Raw genomic sequence first — 19,904 nt, 5'->3', positions numbered from 1 at the left:
GCGGAAAAGGGGGGAAAGCGGATCACCCGACCATTGCACTGGGCGGCTTTGTTTCTGTCCACGGACCGTTGGTGGACGAACCGTGTAGTTTCGGTGGATGGATCTGACGCGGTTGCGGCTCCTGGTCGAGCTGGAGCGGTGGGGCACCATGGCGGCCGTCGCTGAGGTCGCCGGCATGAGCACCTCGGCGGTCTCCAAGCACTTCGCCGTGCTGGAGAAGGAGGCCGGCGCGCGGCTGCTGGCGCCCGAGGGCCGCCGGGTGCGCCTCACCCCGGCCGGGCAGCGCCTGGCCCGCCACGCCGTGGACATCCTGGCCCGGGTGGAGGCCGCCCAGGCCGAGCTGGCCGGTGAGGGCGAGCCGGTGGGCCGGGTGTCGCTGGTGACCTTCGTCAGCGTGGCCACCCCCATCGTGCTGCCCGCGGTGCGGCGGCTGCGCGCCGACCATCCGGGGATCGACGTGCGGCTCATCGAGCACGAGCCCGACGACGCGCTGCGGGTGCTCCAGTCGGGCGCCGCCGACCTCGGCCTGGTCTACGACTACAGCCTGGTGCCGCGCCGCTTCCCCGGCACCCTGACCCTGCGCCCGCTGGGCACCGAGCCGCTGCTGCTCTCCCAGCCCTCGACCGGCGCGGCCACCAGCCGCACCATGACCCGATCGCGGCTGCGCGGGCTGGCCGACGCCTCGTGGATCGCCAACTCGCGCGGCAGCGACGACGACGAGTTGGTGAGCCGCTTGTGCGCGGGCGCCGGGTTCGCGCCACTGATCCGCCACCGCATCGACAACCTGGAGATGGTGGAGGAACTGGTGGCGGCGGGCATGGGAGTGGGCGTGCTGCCCAAACTGGCGGCGGCCACCCGGCGGGGGGTGGTGCACTCGCCGCTCGGCGAACTGGGCGGCAGCCGCCGGATCGCGCTGGCGGCCAACACCGGCGCGTGGGCCTGGCGGCCCATCCTGCTGCTGGGCCGCTACCTGTGGCAGGAGGCGCAGCGCGTCCTCGACGACGCCGCCCCGGAACCCCCCGCGCCGCCGGGACCGGCCGATTTCGGCTAGGTCGAGGCTGCAGTGGATGAGGCGGTGACGAGGGCGCCAACGGCAAACGGGTGGCCAGGCCCGGCGGCCACGTCGCAACCCCCGCCACCGATCGCGGAGCCGGTGAGCGCCATGCCCGCCCATCCGCCGCCCCGTCACCGCCCCGACCACCGGCCGGGTACGGCCGAGGGCTCTGGTGCGGGTGGGCCGCCTAGCTCACGCGGGGGCCGGCCATCAGCAGGGGATCGACCGAGGGCACCGGGACTTTGGCGGCGGCCTCGCGCACGGCGGCCAGGAACGGCTCGGCGTTGTAGCCGGCGCGCGCCAGGGCGATGATGTGCCGCCGGGCGGTGTCGCGCACCGTGCGCACGACCACCTGCGGGGTGGGCAGCCCGGTCCAGGCGAGCCGGGGCATCAGGGCCACGCCCAGTCCGGCCTGCACCAGGCCGAACACGGCGCTGAACTCGTGCACGGTGTGGCGCACCCGAGGCTGGAACCCGGCCTGGTGGCAGGCGGCGGTCACGCAGTCGTACCAGGGTGTGCCCGGGGCCGAGAGGATCCAGTCGGCGTCGGCGAGGTCGGCGGCCAGGTCGAGGTCGGCCCGGGCGGCCAGCGGGTGCTGGTAGGGCAGGACGGCGTCGAAGGGCTCGACCATCAGCGGGACCATCTGGAACTCCGGCGACCCGGGCGGGGGCAGGCTGCCCGAGGACTGGGTGACGGCGATGTCGATGTGCCCGGAGCGCAGCATCTCGGTGCTGTGCTCGGGCTCGGCCTGGACGATCTCGAACCGCCAGCCGGGCAGGGTCTGCCGCAGCGCGGCCACCGCCGGGCCCACCAGGTCGGAGATGGCGGTGGCGAAGGAGCCGACGCGGGCCACCCCGACCTTGCCCTCGGCGTACTCGGCGAGGTCGGCCTGGGCGCGCTCCAGCTCGGCGAAGATCACGTCGGCGTGGCTGAGCAGCACGCGGGCGGCGCCGGTGAGCAGGAACCGGCGCCCCTGGCGCTCCACCAGCGCGACCCCGGTCTCCTTCGCCAGCGCGGCCAGCTGCTGGGAGACGGCCGAAGGGGTGACGCCCAGCGCCTCAGCCGTGCCGGCGACCGTCTGGTGCTGGTCCAGCGCCTGGAGCAGCTGCAACCGGCGCACATCGATCATGACCTCAATGTAATGTCCCGGAAACACACACGCGGCGGCTGGGCGCCCGCCGGGGACAATCGCGGCGTGATCTCGTGCACACTCCGCGCGCTCGCCCGCCGTCCGGCGGGGCTCAGCCGGCGGCGTCGACGGCGCGCAGGTCGGCGACGATGCGCTCGGTGACCGGCACGGGCACGCCCGCCTCTGCCGCCGCCCGCAGCAGGGCGCCGCCCAGCGCGTCGACCTCCATGGGCCGGCCGGCCTCGCGGTCGCGCAGCATCGAGGGCTTGGTGGCCGGGGGCGCGGCGTCGAACATGGCGGTCACCCGGGCGGTGTCCAGGGCCAGGCCGCGCGCGGCGGCCACCGCCTCCACCTCGTGGGCCACCCCCAGCAGGTCCGCGCGGCGCTCGGCGCGCGCCGTTCCGATGTCGCTGCGGTGGTGTGTACAGACCAGCGCGGTGGGCAGCAGGAAGTGGAACTTGCGCCACAGCACGCCCGCCTCGTCGTGGTGCAGCCGCACGTCCAGCCCCGCGGCGCGCAGCGCCTCGGCCAGGGTCTCGACGCGGTCGGCGGGTGCGCCGGAGTAGGCGATGTCCAGCGCGGCGAAGGGGCTGGTGTGGGCGATGTGGCCGGGTGCGACGCGGGTGGACTCCACCCGGATGGAACTGGCGAGCACGTGGGCGCCGGGGTAGTGCGCCCGCAGCAGGTCCATGTGCTCGTAGCCGTTGAGGAGGGGGACGATGAGCGCGTCCACCGCCAGCCGGGGCGAGACCCGCGCCAGCGCGGCGGGCAGCGCCGTGGCCTTGGCGGCGACGATCAGCACGTCGGCGTGCTCGGTGGCCGCGGGCACGGCCTCGACTCCGATGCGGAAGTCCCCGAGCAGGCCGGAGTCCACACGCAGGCCCGCGGAGGCGATGTGCTCGGCCGTGGGCTCGGTGGCGACGATGGTCACGGGGTGCCCCTGGCGGGCCATCACCCCGGCGAGCAGTCCGCCGACGCCGCCGGGGGCGAGCACGGTGATACGGCCGAGAGGGGTGCGCTCGCCCATGGCCGGGCTCCCTTCCACGAGGTCGTGGCCGCCCCGCCGCGCGCGGGGCGGTCCGAGGTCGCCCCATTGTGCCGCGCGGGGCCTCCGGCCCGGCGGGCGGGGTGCGGTCGGCGGGGGCCGCGCGGTCTGCGGGCAGCGGTGCCCGCGCACGGCGAAACCTCGGCAAAAAACGCGCGATTTTCTCCTATCGTCACGACGCATCGTCCTTTTGCCCGCAGCGCGGCGACGCCCGCCGCACGCGGCGCGTACCGTCAGTAATACAGCTCACCTCGCCTATCCGAGTTCGGAGCGGCCGCGGTGCCGGGCGGGCCGAGGGGCGGGGTCGCATGGGAAACGGGTGGAAAAAACATGGGATCTTCGTTGGCGACCAAAACCCACGGCGGAATTCCGACTCTGCGCTACCGCTACCTCGGCGCCGCCGACGTTGAGGAGCTGGCGGAGCTGTGGGCGGCCCTGCACGAGCAGCACGCCACCGTGGCGCCGCACCTTGAGGACATCATCACCCGCGTCAACGCCGAGGAGTCCTGGCGCCGCCGGCGGGCGCAGTACCTCGCCTGGCTGAAGGACTCCAGCACACTGGCCCTGGTGGCCGAGCGCGGCGGCGAGACGGTCGGCTACGCCATGGTCACCGTCCGCCAGAGCGAGCAGGGGTCGTGGGACCGGGGCGCGCGGGTGGCCGTGGTCCAGACCCTGGCGGTGGCCCCCGAGCACACCGGCACGGGCGTGGGCTCGGGCCTGCTGGAGGAGATCCGCCGCCAGGTGGGCTCCATGGGCATCCGCGACATCGAACTGACGGCCCTGGCCACCAGCTCCGAGGACATCCGCTTCTTCGAGCAGGAGGGCTTCCGGCCCTTCGTCACCACGATGGTGACCCGGATCGGCGGCGTGGGCGGCCACGACTGACCCCCGCCCGGCGGCCGCCGCGGGGGTCCGGCGACCGGCACGGCACGCGTCCGCGGGGCGCCCGCACCAAAGGGGTGCGGGCGCCCCGTTCCGCGTTGCGGCGCTGCGGGGCGCCCGCCGGGTGCGGCGCCGGCGCGGGGCGGCGCGGGTGGAGCGGTCCCGGCCCGTCGCGGCGGACCCCCTCAGCCCGCCTCCACCGCCATGCGGGCGTCGTAGGTCGCGATCTTGCGGTCGAGGTAGCGCAGCGTGGCCTCCAACTCCTCCATCCGGCCCAGCAGCCGGGCGCGCTGCCCGGCGAGCATGGCGCGCCGGCGGGCCACTGCCGCATCCCCCTCGCGCACCAGCCGCGCGTACTCCACCATGTCCTGGATCGGCATTCCGGTCCCCCGCAACCGCATCACCATCTCCAGGCGGGCCATTTCGGCGGCGCCGTAGAGGCGCTGTCCGGCGGCCGTGCGCGGCACGGGGTCCAGCAGGCCGATGCGCTCGTAGTAGCGCAGCGTGTCGGCGGACAGCCCGACGCGTTCGGCGGCGGCGGAGATCGTCAGCGGCTCGGTCGAGGCGGTGCTCATGCCCGCGAATCTAGTCGGCCGCGCCGGCGCCGGGCGAGGGCCGCGGCGATGCGCGGGGCAGCCGGGACGGCCGGCTTGCCTTGGAGTGCACTCCAGGGTGCACAGTGCTCAGCGACGGCCGGCGCAGCCCGGCCGCACCGCCCGTTCCGACAGAAGGGTCGTCATGATCACCACCACCCTGGGGGCGTCCGGCCCCGCCATCGGCGCCATCGGACTCGGCTGCATGGGGATGACCCACGGCTACGACCCGCGGGGCCGCGACGACGACGTGTCGGTCGCGGTGATCCACCAGGCGCTGGACCTGGGCGTCACCCTGCTGGACACCGCCGACGTCTACGGCCCCTACACCAACGAGGAGCTGGTGGGCCGCGCGCTGGCCGACCGCCGCGAGCGCGCGGTGCTGGCCACGAAGGTGGGCCTGGTGGGCGACCCGTCGCACCCCATGGGCCGCCGCAACGACGGCCGGCCCGAGCACGTGCGCGCGAGCGTCGACGCCAGTCTGCGCCGCCTGGGCACCGACCACGTCGACCTCTACCAGCTGCACCGGGTCGATCCCGCCACCCCGCTGGAGGAGACCTGGGGCGCGATGGCCGAGGCCGTCGCGGCGGGCAAGGCCCGCGCCATCGGGCTCTCGGAGGTCTCGGTCGAGGAGATCCGGCGCGCCCAGGCGATCCACCCGGTGGCCTCCGTGCAGTCGGAGCTGTCGCTGTGGACGCGCGAGGCGCTGGCCGAGGTGGTGCCCTACTGCGAGGCCAACGGGATCGCGTTCCTGGCGTACTCTCCGCTGGGGCGGGGCTTCCTGACCGGCCGGTTCAGCTCGCCCGACGACATCGCCGAGGGCGACTGGCGGCGGGGCAACCCGCGCTTCCAGGCCGAGGCGATGGCGGCGAACCGGGCGATCACCGAGGCCGCCGGGCGCGTGGCCGAGCGCCACGGCGCCACGCCGGGCCAGGTCGCGCTGGCCTGGACACGTGCCCAGAGCGGCACCGTGGTGCCGATCCCCGGCACCAAGACCCCGCGCTACCTGGTGGAGAACGCCGAGGCCGCCGACCTGGTGCTGACAGAGGCCGACCTGGCCGAACTCGACGCGGTGCCGGCACCGGTGGGCGAGCGCTACTGACGGGGGCGTGCCCGCCCACTCCTCCACCGCCCTCGCGGCGGCCGCGGCCCGCGCGTGCCGGGGCGCCGGCCCGCGGACGCACGGTGGCCGGGCGCGGCGGTGGCGGCCCACCGCGGGGGCGGGCCGCCACCGGATGGCGCGCCGGAAGGGCCGCGGCCGCCGGGCGGGGGCCGTCCGTGAAGGGACGGCCTTCTCGGGGAGGGCCCCCGCCCGGCGCGGTGCCTAGTCGGCGGCCGTGCCCGCCGCCTCGCGCTCCGCCGCGATCCGGTTGACCCGGCCGCGGACGCAGAACCAGCCGACGACCATGGCGATGACGATCAGCGGCAGCGCCATGATGGTGTAGCGCCCGATCTCGTCAAACCACATCATCACGACGATGGCGCCGAAGAAGGCCAGCGTGACGATCTCGGTGAACGGCGACCCGAACAGCTGGTAGGACGGCCGCCGCACCCGCCCGGCCTGGGCCTGCCGGTAGAACATCAGGTGGGACAGCATGATCATGCTCCACGTGCCGATGACGCCGATCGCCGCGAAGTTGATGACGATCTCGAACGCCTCGGCGGGCAGCACGTAGTTGAGCCCGACACCCAGGACGCACACGGCGCAGGTGAGCAGGATGCCGCCGTAGGGCACCTGGCTGCGGCTCATCACCGAGGTGAACTTGGGCGCCGAACCGGCCATCGACATGGACCGCAGGATGCGGCCGGTGGTGTAGAGGCCGGAGTTGAGGCTGGACATCGCGGCGGTCAGCACGACCAGGTTCATCACGTCGCCGGCGGCGGGGACTCCCAGCTCGCTGAGGACGGTGACGAACGGGCTCTGCCCGGCCTCGAAGACCGTGTAGGGCACCACCATGGCCAGCAGCAGCACCGAGCCGACGTAGAACAGGCCGATGCGCCACATGATCGAGTTGATCGCCTTCGGCATGACCTTCTCGGGGTTGGCCGTCTCGCCGGAGGTCACGCCGACCATCTCGACCGCGGAGTAGGCGAAGATCACGCCCTGCATGACGAGCACGACCGGCAGGACACCCGCGGGGAAGAAGCCGCCCTCGCTGACGAGCAGGTGGACGCCGCTGTCGTGTCCGCCCACGTCCTGGCCGGTGACCAGGAGCGCGATGCCGATGACCATGAAGACCACCAGGGCGGCGACCTTGATGATCGCGAACCAGAACTCCATCTCGCCGAAGATCTTCACCGAGATGAGGTTGAACGCCAGCACCACGGCGAGCGCGATGAGCGCCAGCACCCACTGCGGGATGTCGGAGAACATGTCCCAGTAGTGGATGTAGAGGGCGATCGCGGTGATGTCGGCGATCCCGGTGGTGGACCAGTTCAGGAAGTAGAGCCAGCCGCCGACGTAGGCGCCCTTCTCACCCATGAACTCGCGCGAGTAGGAGACGAACGATCCGGACGAGGGCCGGTGCAGGATCAGCTCGCCCAGCGCGCGGACCACGAAGAACGCGAAGAGGCCGCAGACGGCGTAGGCCAGGGCCAGGGCGGGGCCGGCCGAGGCCAGTCGCCCGCCGGCGCCCAGGAAGTTGGTGTTGGCTCGTGGTCATCGACTCCTCACCCGCCTATCCGGCCGGCCCCCGCACAACTCCCACCCGCCTCGCCGAGCGCGCCCGCTACGACCGCGCCGCCGTCCACGCCATCCTTGACGCCGACTACGTCTGCCACCTCGGCTTCGTGGCCGACGGGGCGCCCGTGGTGCTGCCCACCATGTACGCCCGCGTGGGCGAGCGCCTGTACATGCACGGCTCCACCGGCAGCCGCCCGCTGCACGCGGCGCGCGAGTGCCTGCGCGTCTGCGTCACCGTCACGCTGACCGACGGCGTGGTGCTGGCCCGCTCGGCGTTCCACCACTCCCTCAACTACCGGTCGGTGGTCGCTCACGGCATCGCCCACCGCGTGGTCGCCGAGGAGGAGCGGCGCATGGCCCTGGACGCGCTGGTCAACGCCCCCTTCCCCGGCCGCGCCGACGACTGCCGCCCGCCCACGCCCAAGGAGCTGGCCAAGACCGCCGTCATCCGGCTGGACCTCACCGACGTCTCGGCCAAGGTGCGCACCGGCGGGGTGGTCGACGAGCCCGAGGACATGGACCTCCCGTACTGGGCCGGCGTCGTCCCCACGGCGCGCGGCTACTCGCCGCCCGTGCCCGACGAACAGGGTTCCGGCCCGACCGCCGTGCCCGACTACGTGCGCCAGGCGCTGTAGCCGCGTACCCGCCGCTTTCGCGAAGCCCCCGGGCGCGCCCCGTCCGCGCGCCCGGGTCCGCCGGGCATCCCGTGCCGATCCGCCGCCTGGCGGCCCCCTCCCCCGGCCGTGCCCGCGCCCGCCTTCTGGGCGCCGCTCCGGGCCGCGCGGCTCCCATCGCCGCGCCGGGCCGCGCGCTTCGGCCATCCCGGCAGCACCGGACCGCGTCGACCGCATCGGGCAGCGCCGGGTCCGGGCGCGGGGCCGCGCGGACCACTACGCTCGTCTGCGTGCCAGCGACCGACGCGAACACCTGCAACTTCCCCGGCTGCACCCGTCCGGTGCCGCGCGGCTCCGCGCCCGGGCGCCCGCCGGAGTACTGCGACCTGCCCGAGCACACCCGCTGGCGGGCCTGGCGGGAGCGCCAGCGCCTGCGCGAGGAGACAGCCGAGCAGGCGGCGGCCCAGACCGCCCACGAGGGCGCGCCGGCGACCGCGGGCGCCGGGCCCGTGCTGACCGGCGGCGCCTCCCCGGCGTCCGGCGCGGGCGGCGCCACCCCCGTGACCAGCGCCCGGTTGCGCGCCGACGACCTGCTGGTGCGCTTCTCCGTCCAGGCCGAGCAGCTGACCGCCACCCTCGCCGCGGCGACCGACGCGTTCGCCGCCATGACCGACCCCGCCAACGTCGAGGCCCAGGTCGAGGCCGTCCGCGTCGACGCCGCCCGGCGGATCGCCGAGGCCGACGCCGCCCGGCTGGAGGCCGACGGCCGCCGCCGCGCGGCCGACCGGGCGCGCGCCGAGGCCGAGGCGGCGCGCGGGGCCGCCGAAGAGGCCGCCGCGTCGGCCGTCGCCGCCGCCGGAGCGGCCGAGCGCATGGCCGACGAGGCCATAGCGCGCCGCCAGGCCGCGCTGGCCGAACGCGACCACGCGGTCGAGGAGGCGGCCCGTGCCGAGGCCGAGCGCGCCGCCGCGCTCGCCGAGTACAACGCCGGGCTCGCCGACGCCGAACGCCGCCGGGTGGCCGCCGAGGAGGCCGCCGCCGAGCGGCTGGCGGCCGAGCGCCGCGCGGCGGCCGCCGAACTCGCGCGGGTCCGCCAGGAGGCCGAAGCCGAGCGGACCGCGCTGCGTGAGCGCCTGGAGGAGCGGAAGCGCGCCGCCGAGGAGGCCCGGCGGCGTGCCGAACGCGCCGAGCAGGAGGCCGAGGCGCTGCGCGCCCGCCTTTCCGACTCCGCCGAGGAGCGCGCGCGGCTGGCGGCCGAGGTCGAGCGCGAACGCGAGCACGCCGAGCGGGAGCGCGCCCGCCACCTCGCCGAGGTCGAGGAGCGCCGCACCGCGGCCGCCCAGGAGTTGGCGGCGGCCAAGGAGGCGGCGGCCCAGCGGCTGGCCGCGATGGACGACGCCCGCGCCCAGGCCCTCCACCGCGCCGAACGCGCGGAGGCGCAACTGGACGACGCTCTGGCCGAACTCAAGCACCTGCGCGCCGCCACCGCCCCACCCGCGACCGCCCCGGCTGACCAGAGCTGAACCGCTGAGGGGAGGGCGGGGCGGGACCGAGCCCGCGGGCACCGGCCGCCACGGCACGGCCTCTCGCGACCGCCGTCCCGTCCTGCGGCCAGTGTCCGCCCGGGGGGCGTCCGGGGACATCCGTCCCGTGGAGGGTCCCGGGGCTACTCCCGGCGGAGTAGCCCCGCGCCCGCGTGCCGCCGGGGGCGCAGCCGCTCCCTCCCCGGCGGCCCTCCCTCCCCGGCGACCCCATCGCGGTGCGTCGCGACGCGGACACACCGGGTGCGCGCGCCGGTGATGGTGGCCACGCCGCGCCGGCGCCGCCGTGCGCACCCGCCCGTGCCGACGCGGGGCGGTTCGGACCTCGCCGGCGGCGCGGCGACCTGCAGTGTCGCCGGGGGCGAGGCCTCCCGCGCGCCGCGCCCCTGCCCCGCGCCCCGCGCGGCGGCACGGGCGGCGGGGGCGCGCCGGAGGGGGCCGGTACGGGCGCGGCCCGCCTACCATGGAGCACGTGCATGACCAGGGGGCGAGCAGCGGCAGGTCCGACGATCCGACGCCGAGTGAACCCATCTGGAACCCGCCCACCCGCGTGCGGCCCAAGGTCGCCGACCTGCCGAGGTCCCGCGTGGACGTCAAGGCGCTGTTCGGCCTGGCCTCCGGCGGGTGGGGGTGGAGCACCGGCTTCAAGGCCGTCATCGCCATGGCCACCGCCTTCTCCCTGGCCGCCGCGCTGTTCGGGCCGCAGGTGGGCACCCTGGCCGCGCTGGGGTCGATGACGGTCCTCTACGAGAAGGAGACCCCCTACCAGTACCGCGCGGTGGCGCTGGCGTTCGTCGGCCTGGGGTTCGTGGCCAGCGTGGTCGTGGGCACCGTCAGCTCGCTCAACCTGTGGGCGGGCGCGGTCGCCATCGGCGCCGTCGCCGGGGTCTCGACCTGGGTCTGCCAGGCGCTGCGGGTCGACAAGCCCGGACCGCTGTTCTTCGTGCTGGTCTGCGGCATCTCCACCATCGCCCCCGGGGGCCTGGCGCAGGTGCCCATGCACGCGCTGGTCGCGGGGATGGGCGCCGCCGTGGGCTGGGCGGTGTCGATGGGCGAGGGCCTGTTCCGCGGGCGCCACCCCGAGCACCGCGCGGTCGCCGAGGCGTTCCGCCAGCTGGCCGCCCTGCTGCGGTCCATCGGCACGCCGCGCGTGGACCACGTCCAGCACGACGCGTCGGTGGCCGTGGCCCGCGCCTGGCGCATCGTGCTGCTGGGCCAGACCCGCGGCTACCGCGACACCCCCACGGCCGCGCGGCTGCGCGCGCTGCTGCGCTGGGTCTCCGACATCCACCTGGCCGCCACCGACGTCTCCCTGGCCCGCACCGAGCGCCTGCCCGCGCTCGCCGCCGACTTCGCCGAGGAACTGGCCGCCTCCGTGGGGCGCCCCGACCTCGCCCCCGACCCCGACCGCCTGGACGAGCTGCGCAAGGGCCTGCGCCCGCGCTCGCTGGAGGCCCGCCTCTACAACCGGCTGGGCCGCGCCGCCCAGACCGCGCACCGCGACGAGCACGAGACCGAGGGCCGCGGTCTGGAACTGCAGGACGTGCGCTACCCCTCGGTGTGGCAGTCCCTGCGCTCCAGCCTCACCCGCGAGTCGCTGGTCCTGCCCACCGCCCTGCGCATGGGCATCACCGTGACCCTGGCCGCGGTGTTCGGCCTGGCCGTCGGCCTGGACCGCTACTACTGGATCTGCATCACGACCACGGCCGTGCTGCAGGGCGGCAACGTGGTGCTGACGGTGAACCGGTCGGCCCAGCGCGCCCTGGGCACGCTCATCGGGGTGGTCATCGGCGCGCTGCTGCTGATGGCCGACCTCCCCCTGGTCGCGAGCATCGCCCTGGCCGCCGGCTTCCAGGGGCTCACCCAGCTCACGGTGACGCGCAACTTCTTCTACGCCAGCATCTTCCTCACGCCCATGGGCCTGATCCTGGCCCACACCGCCTCGCCCTACCCGGTCGAGCAGCTGGCCGAGGCCCGCATCCTCGACACCGTGGTGGGCTCGCTGGCGGGCATGCTCGGCGCGCTGCTGCTGTGGCGCCGGGCGTCGGCGGCGCGGCTGCCCCAGACCATCGTCGACGTCCTGGAGACCACCCGAACGGCGCTGCTGGCCGTGCTCGACCCCGAGGTCCAGCTCGACGCCGAGCGCACCTACCGGCTGCGCCGCGACCTGCGCACGGCGCTGGTCAGCCTGCGCGGCGTCTACGACAGCGCGGTGGGCGACGTCCCCCGGGCCACCACCACCCGCCCGCTGTGGCCGGTGGTGGTGGCCACCCAGCGGGTGGGCTACCTGGCGCTGGCGGCGCTGGCGCTGGAACGGCCGCAGCCGGCGTCGCAGATCACGCTGCAGCGGCTGTACCTGGCCTTCGAGGAGCTGATGGCGGCGCTGCGCGAGCGGCGCACACCGCGCCTGGGCGCGCTTCCGCGCCTGGTGGACTACCCGCGGGTCAACATGGAGCTGCGGGCGCTCTCGGCGGCGATGCGCACCGCCGTGGCCGAGGACGAGCGCAGCGCCGCGCGCGAGGAGGAGCGCCGCCGCCAGCGCGAGCGGCACCGCGCCCAGGAGGAGGTCGACGCCGACCTGTAGGCGCGCCCCGGACCGCGCCGCCGGCGTCCCTCCGGGCCCGGCGCCACCCGCCCGCCGCGCCGGACACGGCGCCCGCTAGGCTCGCCGACGATCCGACCAGTCGGCCTCGGCGTCCGGTTGACCTGGCCGCGCCGTCCGGCCGGCGCGGCCGCCGACACCGAGGAGCGCCACCCGTGACTTCGCCCGCCGACATCGACGTGATCGTCTTCGACGTCCTGGGGACCATGGTCGACGAGCCCGGCGGGATCCGGCGCGGCCTGCGGGCGGCGCTCCCCGGGTGCGGCGACGCGCGGCTGGAGGAGCTGCTTGAGGTGTGGCAGCGCCACGTCGAGGAGCGGCAGCGCGAGATGCTCTCCGGCCGCCGGCCCTACGCCCCCAGCACGGCGCTCGACCGGGAGGCGGCCGAGCGCGTGGCCGCCGAGGCCGGGGCCGCCGACCCCGGCGCCCCCGGCGCGCTGGCGGCCGCGGCCCAGCGGCTGGACCCCTGGCCCGACTCCGTGGCGGCGCTGGACCGGATCGCCGCCCGCTTCACGGTGGTGGGCCTGTCCAACGCCGCGCCCGCGGCACTCACCCGCATCAGCGCGCACGCCGGGCTGCGCTGGCACCAGGCGCTCTCGGCCGCCGACGCCGCCGGCTACAAGCCGCACCCCGACGTCTACGGGCTCGCGGTCGCCACCGCCGACCGCGCGCCGGAGCGCCTGCTCATGGTGGCCGCCCACGCCTGGGACCTGCGCGCGGCGCAGACCGCGGGCATGCGGACCGCCTACGTCGAGCGCCCTGTCGGGGACCCGCCCCGCGCCGGGGACGCGTTCGACCTGTACGCCGGGAGCCTGGCCGAGCTGGCCACGGCTCTGGGGGCGGACTGAGGCGCCCTTCGCCGAGACGTCGGTCACCCTGGTCCGCGCCCGGGGCGGCGCCCGCCGGGGCTCCCGGCGGGCGCCGTTGCGCGTGTCCGCAAGCCCCGCCGCGCGCCCCGGCGGCGCGTCCAGCCGATCCGGCCGATCTGCCTAAAGCGTTAAATGCTTTGCCTAGGGGCCCTAGGTGCGGTTAGCGTCGCCGACATGAGACCGTTGACCGAGCAGGAGATCCGCGACGCCTTCGTGAACTGCGGAAAGGGCGAGGCCAAGCGGGCGCCCATGCCCCGCGACCTCGCCGACACCGCGTGGGAGGACCTCGACTTCCTGGGGTGGCGCGACCTCGGGTCGCCCGAGCGCGGCTATCTCGTGGCCGAGCACCGCGACCGCCTCGTGGCGGTGGCCCTGCGCTCCCCGCAGACCCGCGCGCGCGACTTCCTGCACCGCAGCCTGTGCTCGCTGTGCCTGACCACCCACCCCTCGGGCGGGGTGGCGCTGATGGCGGCCCGCAAGGCGGGCCCGGCCGGGCACCAGGGCGACTCCGCGGGGCTGCACATGTGCACCGACATGGCGTGCTCGCTGTACGTGCGCGGCCGCAAGTCGCCCGCCGCCGGAGGACGCCTGCCCGAGGACCTCACGGTCGAGGAGCAGATCGAGCGGACCCGCGACAGGCTCGCCGCGTTCCTCGACCGCATCCTGGGCTGAGGCGGCGCCCCCGCGACCGGCCGCCCGGCCCGCGCCGACGGGCGGGCGCCCCGGTGGGGCGCCCGCCCGTCCGGCCGGTCAGCCGACCATGGCGAACGCGCGCACCGGGAAGGTGGCCATGCCGCGCACCTTCACCGGCACGGCGAAGAACGTGAAGCCCGTCTCCGGCAGCCGGTCCAGCAGGCACAGGTGCTCCACCACCGGGATGCCCGCCGCCAGCAGCACCGAGTGCGCCGGGCGGGCGCCCTCGGCCCCGGGCGAGGTGTCGTCGATGTTCACCGAGTCGATGCCCACCAGCGCGGCACCGGCCTCGACCAGCGCCTTGGCGCCCTCGCCGGAGAGGAAGGGGTGCTCGGGGTCGCCGTAGCGCTCGGTGCGCCAGTGGCGGTCCCAGCCGGTGCGCAGCAGCACCGCCCGGCCCGCGACGTCGATGTCGCGCACCGTGTCGGGGCCGATCTCGCGGGCGCCCTCGGGCAGGTCCACGACCACGCCCGGCAGGCCCGCCACCTTCTCCAGTTCGAGGTCGGCGAGGTCGGCGCCGTCGCGGTAGCGGTGCCCCGGGGTGTCCAGGTAGGTGCCGGTGTTGGCCACCATGGTGATGCGGGCGATGGTGAACTCGGTGCCCGCCGCGTAGGTGCCGTGCGACTCCTCGAACGACATGTGGTCGTCGATCTCGGGGCCGGGCAGGCCGGGGTAGGTCACCATTCCCGAGGTGATCTGGTGGCTGACGTCGACAAGCTGCGTCATAAGGCTCCGCCCTCTCTGCTGCCGTTGCGCGCTCGCCCCGCGCGAAGGCACCGGACATAGGTCTAGACCAGACTCTAGCGGCCAGGGCCTCTCCGCGTCCGCCGCACCCCGCGGCGGCGGGGCGGAGTCCGCCCGCGCGCCCGCCCGGCGGGCCCCGCTACAGTCGAACCGGCAGCACACGGCGCCGCGCGCCGGGCCGCCGCCCCCATCATCCCCGCCCGCCGCCGCATCCGAAAGAGGACACCCGCCGTGGAGCTGTACGGTGCCGCGAAGACGGTCATCGCGCCCATCACCCGAGGCATCTGGCCGCTGCACACCGAGGGGCTGCACCACATCCCCGCCGAGGGGCCGGTGATCCTGGCGGCCAACCACCTCTCCAACATCGACCCGCTGTTCATCGGCGTGGCCGTGCCCCGGCCGGTCACCTTCATCGCCAAGCGGGAGCTGTTCGCCGAGGGCAACATCGCCCAGCGGACGTTCACCCGCGCGCTGCGCGCGATCGGCCAGCTCTCGGTGGACCGCCGGCCCGGCCAGGGCTCCCAGGAGGCCATGGAGCACAGCCTGAAGGTGCTGGCCGAGGGCGCCGCGTTCGGCATCTTCCCCGAGGGCAGCCGCTCCCCCGACGGCCGCCTCTACCGGGGCCAGACCGGGCTGGCCTGGCTGGCGCTGACCTCGGGCGCGCCGGTGGTGCCGCTGGCGCTGGCCGGGACCAACCGCATCCTGCCCCGGGGGCGGCGGGTGCCGCGCCTGTGCCGCGTGGGCATCCGGGTGGGGCCGCCGGTGGACCTGAGCCCGTGGGCGGGCGAGGCCGGGCGGGCCCGCTCGCGCCGCGCGGCCACCGACGCGATCATGGCGGCCATCCAGCGGCTCTCGGGCCAGCCGCAGGTGGCGCGCTACGCGGCCTCGGTCAAGGCCGAGCTGCGGGCCGGGGGCGCCTGAGCACCCGCGGCGCCGGGCCGGGACCGGGGCGAGGGGGCGGGGCGGACACGCGGCGCTCCGGCGCGCCGACGTGAGGTAATCCACAGCCCGGCCCGGCTTAGCGGGGGCCGCCGCCGTGTTGCCCTTGAAGAGGCCGCCCGACCCGGGCTGACGTGCGCCGACCGCGCGCCCGCCGACCGCGCTCCCCGGTCGGCGGGCGGGAAGAGGCGTTGTCCATCTTCGAAGTCGGTTTAGTAGGCTTAAAACCTTGCAGGTAGAGTTAGGTTAGCCTAACCTCGTTTTGCGTGTCCCGGTGTGCGGACAGCGAGCCCGACCGCCTCCGCCGCCATCCGGAGCAGACGCGACCAATGGAGAATGCCAATGACGCGACCACTGCGCGTGGGAATCGTGGGGGCCGGCCCCGCGGGGATCTACGCGGCCGACATCCTCACCAAGGACGACACCCTGGCCGCGAGCGGCGTCCCGGTCAGCATCGACGTCCTGGACCGGCTGCCCTCCCCCTACGGCCTGGTCCGCTACGGCGTGGCACCCGACCACCCCCGCATCAAGCAGATCCAGCAGGCCCTGCACAAGGTGCTGGACAAGCCCCAGGTGCGCTTCATCGGCAACGTGGAGTACGGCCGCGACCTCAAGCTTGAGGACCTGCGCCGCCACTACGACGCGGTCGTCTTCGCCACCGGCTCCGACCGCGACCGCCCCCTGGACATCCCCGGCGCCGACCTGCCCGGCTGCCACGGCGCCGCCGACTTCGTCGCCTGGTACGACAGCCACCCCGACACCCCCGACGACTGGCGGGTCGAGGGCGCCAGCGTCGCGGTGATCGGCGCGGGCAACGTCGCCGTCGACGTCGCGCGCATCCTGGCCAAGGACGCCGACGACCTGCTTGAGACCGACATCACCGACAACGTGCACCGGGGGCTCGGCGCCAAGCGCGTCACCGACGTCCACGTCTTCGCCCGGCGCGGGATCGCCCAGGCCAAGTTCACCCCCATGGAGCTGCGCGAGCTGGACAAGCAGCCCGGCGTGGAGGTCGTGGTCGACCCCGAGGACTTCGAGCTGTGCGAGGCCAGCCTCGCCGCCATCGAGGAGTCCAACCAGGTCAAGACCAACGTCAAGATCCTGCAGAACTGGGCCATCCGCGACCTGCGCGGCGAGCCCCGCCGCCTGCACCTGCACTTCCTGCACCGCCCCGTCGAGATCCTGGGCACCGACCGCGTCACCGGCCTGCGCACCGAGCGCATGGAGCTGACCGGCGACGGCGGCGTGCGCGGCACGGGTGAACTGGTCGACCACGAGGTGCAGGCCGTCTACCGCGCCATCGGCTACCTCGGCTCGCCAGTGGCCGACCTGCCCTTCGACGAGGAGCGCGGGGTCATCCCCAACGACGGCGGCCGCGTGCTCGACCTCGACGACCAGCCGATCCCCGGTGTCTACGCCACCGGCTGGATCAAGCGCGGCCCGGTCGGGCTGATCGGCCACACCAAGGGCGACGCCCTGGAGACCGTCACCAACCTGGTCTCCGACCGCGACTCCCTCACCCCCGCGCCCGAGCCGGAGCCGGAGTCCTTCCTGCGCCTGCTGGGCGAGCGCGGCGTCCCCTTCACCACCTGGGAGGGCTGGCAGCGCCTGGAGAGCCACGAGGAGGCCCTGGGCGAGCCGCACGGCCGCAAGCGCATCAAGGTCCGCTCGCGGGAGGACATGACCCGCATCGCCCGCGCCGAGTAGCGCGGCCGGTACCGGCGCGGGGGCCGGGCGCCCTGGGGGCGCCCGGCCCCCGCCGCTGTCCCGGCCCCCGCCGCCGCGGCGTCCCGGCTGCTCCGGGCGGCGTTCGCGGCGGCCCGCCCGCGCCGTCCGGAACCGCCCGCTTCCGCTGTGTGATCCGGATTACCGCCGGATCGGGTGGGGCTTACGGAACACAGCACCTCCGCGATGGGTTACAGTCGCCAGTGGTCGGTGTGGTAGCAAGTGTCCCCCGGGCCTCACCTATTGCCTTCGCGGAATACCGCGTGCGGCGCCCGCCCCGGCGGGCCGCCCACGGCCTACGGAGCCGCGTTGTGCCCCGCGCCGAGAGGCGACCGCCACACCGGCCACTCATCGTCGCTCCCGCCCCGCTTTCCTTGTCTGGGAGGCGGGGCGGAGCTGTCTGGAAGGACGATCGCGTGGACGACCAACGGCGCCCGACCGGGCCGGGTGAGCCCCCCTCCCCGGCTCCCCAGGGCCCTTGGGGGCCTGAATCCCCCGCGACCCCCGGGCCGGCCGGACCGGCGCCCGCCGAACCCGGCGCCGGCTCCCCCCTCGGCCCGCCCGACCCGGAGCAGGGGCCGCGCGGCGGCTCCGGCGGCGACCCCTTCGCCGCCCCCCACGACCCCTCCCCCTACCGCCTCCCCGGCGCCCCCGCCTCCCCCTCCCCGGCGGAGTCCCCCTTCGGCTCCTCCCCCGACCCGGCCGGGCCCCGCTACAGCGCCTCGGGCGGCGCCGCGCACGGGCCCGCCTCCCCCGGCGAGGCCGCCGCCCCCGAGCACACCGCCCACCTGGGCGGCCCCGCCGCCTCGTCCGCCGCCGAGAGCGGGGCCGGCCACGCCGCCGGCACGGGCGAGGGCCACACCGGCGCCCCCGCCGGCACCGAACCGCCGGGCTCCCCTCCGGTCCCGCCCGGCGCCTACTCGGGCCCGGCCGAGCAGCCCGCCCCCCGCCGCCGCTCCCGCCGGGGCCTGGTCATCGGCGTCATCAGCGCCGTGGTGGTGCTGGCGCTGATCGGCGGCGGGGTGTCGTGGTACGTGCTGACCATGCCCCAGCCCGAGGACACCGCCGACGCCTACGCCGCGGCCTGGAGCGAGGGCGACTACGCGGCCATGGCCGACCTCGCCACCGGCGAGGGCGACCCCGCCGCGGCCTACAAGCGGCTGGAGGAGAACCTCGGCATCGAGAACGCCGCGGTCACCACCGGCCCCGTCACCGAGGACGGCGACACCGCCAGCGTGCCCTTCGAGGCCACCCTGACCCTGAGCAACGCCGGCGAGTGGGCCTACGACGGCACCCTGCCGCTGGTGCGCGCCGACGGCGAGTGGCGGGTCGACTTCAGCCCCGCCGTCATCCACCCGGACCTGGGCGAGGGCCAGACGCTGGTCCGCACCAACGAGTGGGGCGAGCGCGGCCACGTGCTGGGGGCCGACGGCTCCCGCCTCGACGAGAGCCCCTCGGGCTCGGTGCAGATGATCGTCGGCGAGGTCGGCACCGTCACCGAGGACATGCTCGGCGACCTGGGCCCCGCCTACGAGGTCGGCGACCCGGTGGGGGTCAGCGGCGTGCAGTCGCAGTACGAGGAGCGCCTGGCCGGGACCGCCACCACCGCCGTGCGCGTGGTGGACGAGGGCACGGCCGCCGGCGAGGTCCCCGAGGACGCGCCCACGGTCGGCGCCATCGAGGGCACCGACGGCAAGGACGTCACCCTGAGCATCGACCCGGCCGTCCAGGAGGCCGCCGGGCAGGCCATCGTGGACCAGACCAAGCCGACCGCCATGGTGGCGATCCGCCCCTCCACCGGCGAGGTGCTGGCGGCGGCCAACGTCCCCGGCGGGTTCAACCGCGCGCTGGAGGGCCAGTACCCGGCGGGCTCGATCTTCAAGATCGTCTCCTACGACGCCCTGCTGTCCTCGGGCATGGGCATGGACACCCCCATGGACTGCCCCCGCAACGTGACGGTGGGCGGGCAGAAGTACAAGAACGCCGGCAACGCCGCCTACGGCGCCCAGTCGGTCCTGGAGGCGTTCGCGACCTCCTGCAACACCGCGCTGGTGCAGCAGGTGGCCGACCGGCTCGACGGCCCCGCGCTGGTCGAGAGCGCCGAGAAGTTCGGGTTCAACGAGGAGATCAAGGCGGGCCTGCCCGTGTTCGAGCCCTCGCTGCCCACCCCCGACAGCATCCCGCTGCTCACCGCCTCCAGCATCGGCCAGGGCCAGCTGCTCACCTCGCCGCTGCACATGGCCTCGGTGCCGGCGGCGGTCGCCGAGGGGTCCTACCGCTCGCCGCTGCTGGTGACCGACCCTGCGCCGGAGGGCCGCCCCGAGCCCACGCCCATCGACACCGCGCCGCAGCTGCAGGAGATGATGCGGGCCGTGGTCACCCAGGGCACCGCCGAGGACGTCGGGTTCACCGGCGAGGTCCACGGCAAGAGCGGCACGGCCGAGTACGGCACCGCCGAGGAGGGCGAGGAGCTGCCCGCCCACGGCTGGTTCGTCGGCTACGAGGGCGACATCGCGTTCGCCGTGGTGGTCGAGGACGGCGAGAGCGGCTCGGGCGCCGCCGCGCCGCTGGCCAAGAAGTTCCTCGACGCCCTGTAGGCCCACCCGGCGGCCCGCCCCGCGGTGCGGGCCGCCGCACCGCGTCGGCGGCCCTGTCCGTCCGCGCCGCAGGCCGGCCGGCGCCGGCCGGCCTGCGGCGCGGACGGACACGCAGGCGGTCCGCCTTCTCACCTATGGGATCGTCCGGGGCGGCCGTGTTGAATCGGCTCCGCGGGCGGCGCCCCCGGAACGGG

Annotated in this window: 16 protein-coding genes; 11 read left to right on the top strand and 5 right to left on the bottom strand. The window is 75.6% G+C overall.

The features are described 5' to 3' along the window. Window positions 1–97: 97 nt before the first annotated feature. Window positions 98–1,051, top strand: a complete 954-nt coding sequence (locus HNR12_RS01470) for a LysR family transcriptional regulator (RefSeq protein WP_179765757.1) — start codon at window positions 98–100, stop codon at window positions 1,049–1,051. A gap of 190 nt (window positions 1,052–1,241) precedes the next feature. On the opposite strand, the gene HNR12_RS01465 is transcribed toward HNR12_RS01470, so the two are convergent. Next, on the bottom strand, window positions 1,242–2,183 hold the full coding sequence (locus HNR12_RS01465) for a LysR family transcriptional regulator (RefSeq protein ID WP_179765756.1): 942 nt from the start codon (window positions 2,181–2,183) through the stop codon (window positions 1,242–1,244). Between the two features lie 112 nt (window positions 2,184–2,295). Then, window positions 2,296–3,210 (bottom strand): ketopantoate reductase family protein, encoded by a 915-nt coding sequence (locus HNR12_RS01460; protein ID WP_179765755.1) that lies wholly within the window; start codon window positions 3,208–3,210, stop codon window positions 2,296–2,298. 348 nt (window positions 3,211–3,558) lie between these two features. On the opposite strand from HNR12_RS01460, the gene HNR12_RS01455 reads away from it, so the two are divergent. After that, window positions 3,559–4,113, top strand: coding sequence for a GNAT family N-acetyltransferase (locus HNR12_RS01455; protein ID WP_179765754.1), 555 nt, complete (start codon window positions 3,559–3,561; stop codon window positions 4,111–4,113). Window positions 4,114–4,295: 182 nt separating this feature from the next. Here HNR12_RS01455 and HNR12_RS01450 read toward each other — a convergent pair whose 3' ends face one another. Continuing rightward, a complete protein-coding gene (locus tag HNR12_RS01450) occupies window positions 4,296–4,685 on the bottom strand; it encodes a MerR family transcriptional regulator (protein WP_179765753.1) in 390 nt (129 codons plus the stop codon). A gap of 163 nt (window positions 4,686–4,848) precedes the next feature. Between HNR12_RS01450 and HNR12_RS01445 the strand changes: the two genes are divergently transcribed. Continuing rightward, window positions 4,849–5,805 carry an aldo/keto reductase gene (locus HNR12_RS01445; RefSeq protein WP_179765752.1) on the top strand — a complete coding sequence of 319 codons (957 nt, stop codon included), beginning with the start codon at window positions 4,849–4,851 and terminating at the stop codon, window positions 5,803–5,805. A gap of 222 nt (window positions 5,806–6,027) precedes the next feature. On the opposite strand, the gene HNR12_RS01440 is transcribed toward HNR12_RS01445, so the two are convergent. Next, window positions 6,028–7,341: an amino acid permease gene (locus tag HNR12_RS01440; protein ID WP_179770319.1), complete on the bottom strand. Its 1,314-nt coding sequence runs from the start codon at window positions 7,339–7,341 to the stop codon at window positions 6,028–6,030. 17 nt (window positions 7,342–7,358) lie between these two features. Between HNR12_RS01440 and HNR12_RS01435 the strand changes: the two genes are divergently transcribed. The 5 genes from HNR12_RS01435 (at window position 7,359) to HNR12_RS01415 (ending at window position 13,684) form a co-directional block, all read left to right on the top strand. After that, a complete protein-coding gene (locus HNR12_RS01435; protein ID WP_179765751.1) occupies window positions 7,359–8,021 on the top strand; it encodes a pyridoxamine 5'-phosphate oxidase family protein in 663 nt (220 codons plus the stop codon). 269 nt (window positions 8,022–8,290) lie between these two features. Then, window positions 8,291–9,523, top strand: a complete 1,233-nt coding sequence (locus tag HNR12_RS01430; RefSeq protein WP_179765750.1) for a hypothetical protein — start codon at window positions 8,291–8,293, stop codon at window positions 9,521–9,523. A 547-nt stretch (window positions 9,524–10,070) separates the two neighbouring features. Next, window positions 10,071–12,125 carry an FUSC family protein gene (locus tag HNR12_RS01425; RefSeq protein WP_372451090.1) on the top strand — a complete coding sequence of 685 codons (2,055 nt, stop codon included), beginning with the start codon at window positions 10,071–10,073 and terminating at the stop codon, window positions 12,123–12,125. 173 nt (window positions 12,126–12,298) lie between these two features. Next, the gene (locus HNR12_RS01420; protein WP_179765748.1) at window positions 12,299–12,991 is read left to right on the top strand and encodes a haloacid dehalogenase type II; all 693 of its coding nucleotides are present in this window, start codon (window positions 12,299–12,301) and stop codon (window positions 12,989–12,991) included. Between the two features lie 195 nt (window positions 12,992–13,186). Continuing rightward, on the top strand, window positions 13,187–13,684 hold the full coding sequence (locus HNR12_RS01415; RefSeq protein ID WP_179765747.1) for an FBP domain-containing protein: 498 nt from the start codon (window positions 13,187–13,189) through the stop codon (window positions 13,682–13,684). A gap of 78 nt (window positions 13,685–13,762) precedes the next feature. On the opposite strand, the gene HNR12_RS01410 is transcribed toward HNR12_RS01415, so the two are convergent. Further along, complete coding sequence (locus HNR12_RS01410; RefSeq protein WP_179765746.1) at window positions 13,763–14,431, bottom strand: cyclase family protein; 669 nt, start codon at window positions 14,429–14,431, stop codon at window positions 13,763–13,765. Between the two features lie 249 nt (window positions 14,432–14,680). Between HNR12_RS01410 and HNR12_RS01405 the strand changes: the two genes are divergently transcribed. The 3 genes from HNR12_RS01405 (at window position 14,681) to HNR12_RS01395 (ending at window position 19,710) form a co-directional block, all read left to right on the top strand. Beyond that, window positions 14,681–15,370 carry a lysophospholipid acyltransferase family protein gene (locus tag HNR12_RS01405; protein WP_179765745.1) on the top strand — a complete coding sequence of 230 codons (690 nt, stop codon included), beginning with the start codon at window positions 14,681–14,683 and terminating at the stop codon, window positions 15,368–15,370. 378 nt (window positions 15,371–15,748) lie between these two features. Then, window positions 15,749–17,095 carry an FAD-dependent oxidoreductase gene (locus HNR12_RS01400; RefSeq protein WP_179770318.1) on the top strand — a complete coding sequence of 449 codons (1,347 nt, stop codon included), beginning with the start codon at window positions 15,749–15,751 and terminating at the stop codon, window positions 17,093–17,095. 434 nt (window positions 17,096–17,529) lie between these two features. After that, the gene (locus HNR12_RS01395; RefSeq protein WP_338119705.1) at window positions 17,530–19,710 is read left to right on the top strand and encodes a penicillin-binding transpeptidase domain-containing protein; all 2,181 of its coding nucleotides are present in this window, start codon (window positions 17,530–17,532) and stop codon (window positions 19,708–19,710) included. The last annotated feature ends 194 nt before the right edge of the window (window positions 19,711–19,904 follow it).

Origin of the sequence: Streptomonospora nanhaiensis, from assembly GCF_013410565.1 — a bacterium.
In the GTDB taxonomy this organism is placed as follows: domain Bacteria; phylum Actinomycetota; class Actinomycetes; order Streptosporangiales; family Streptosporangiaceae; genus Streptomonospora; species Streptomonospora nanhaiensis.
This window is presented reverse-complemented; position numbering and strand designations above follow the sequence as displayed.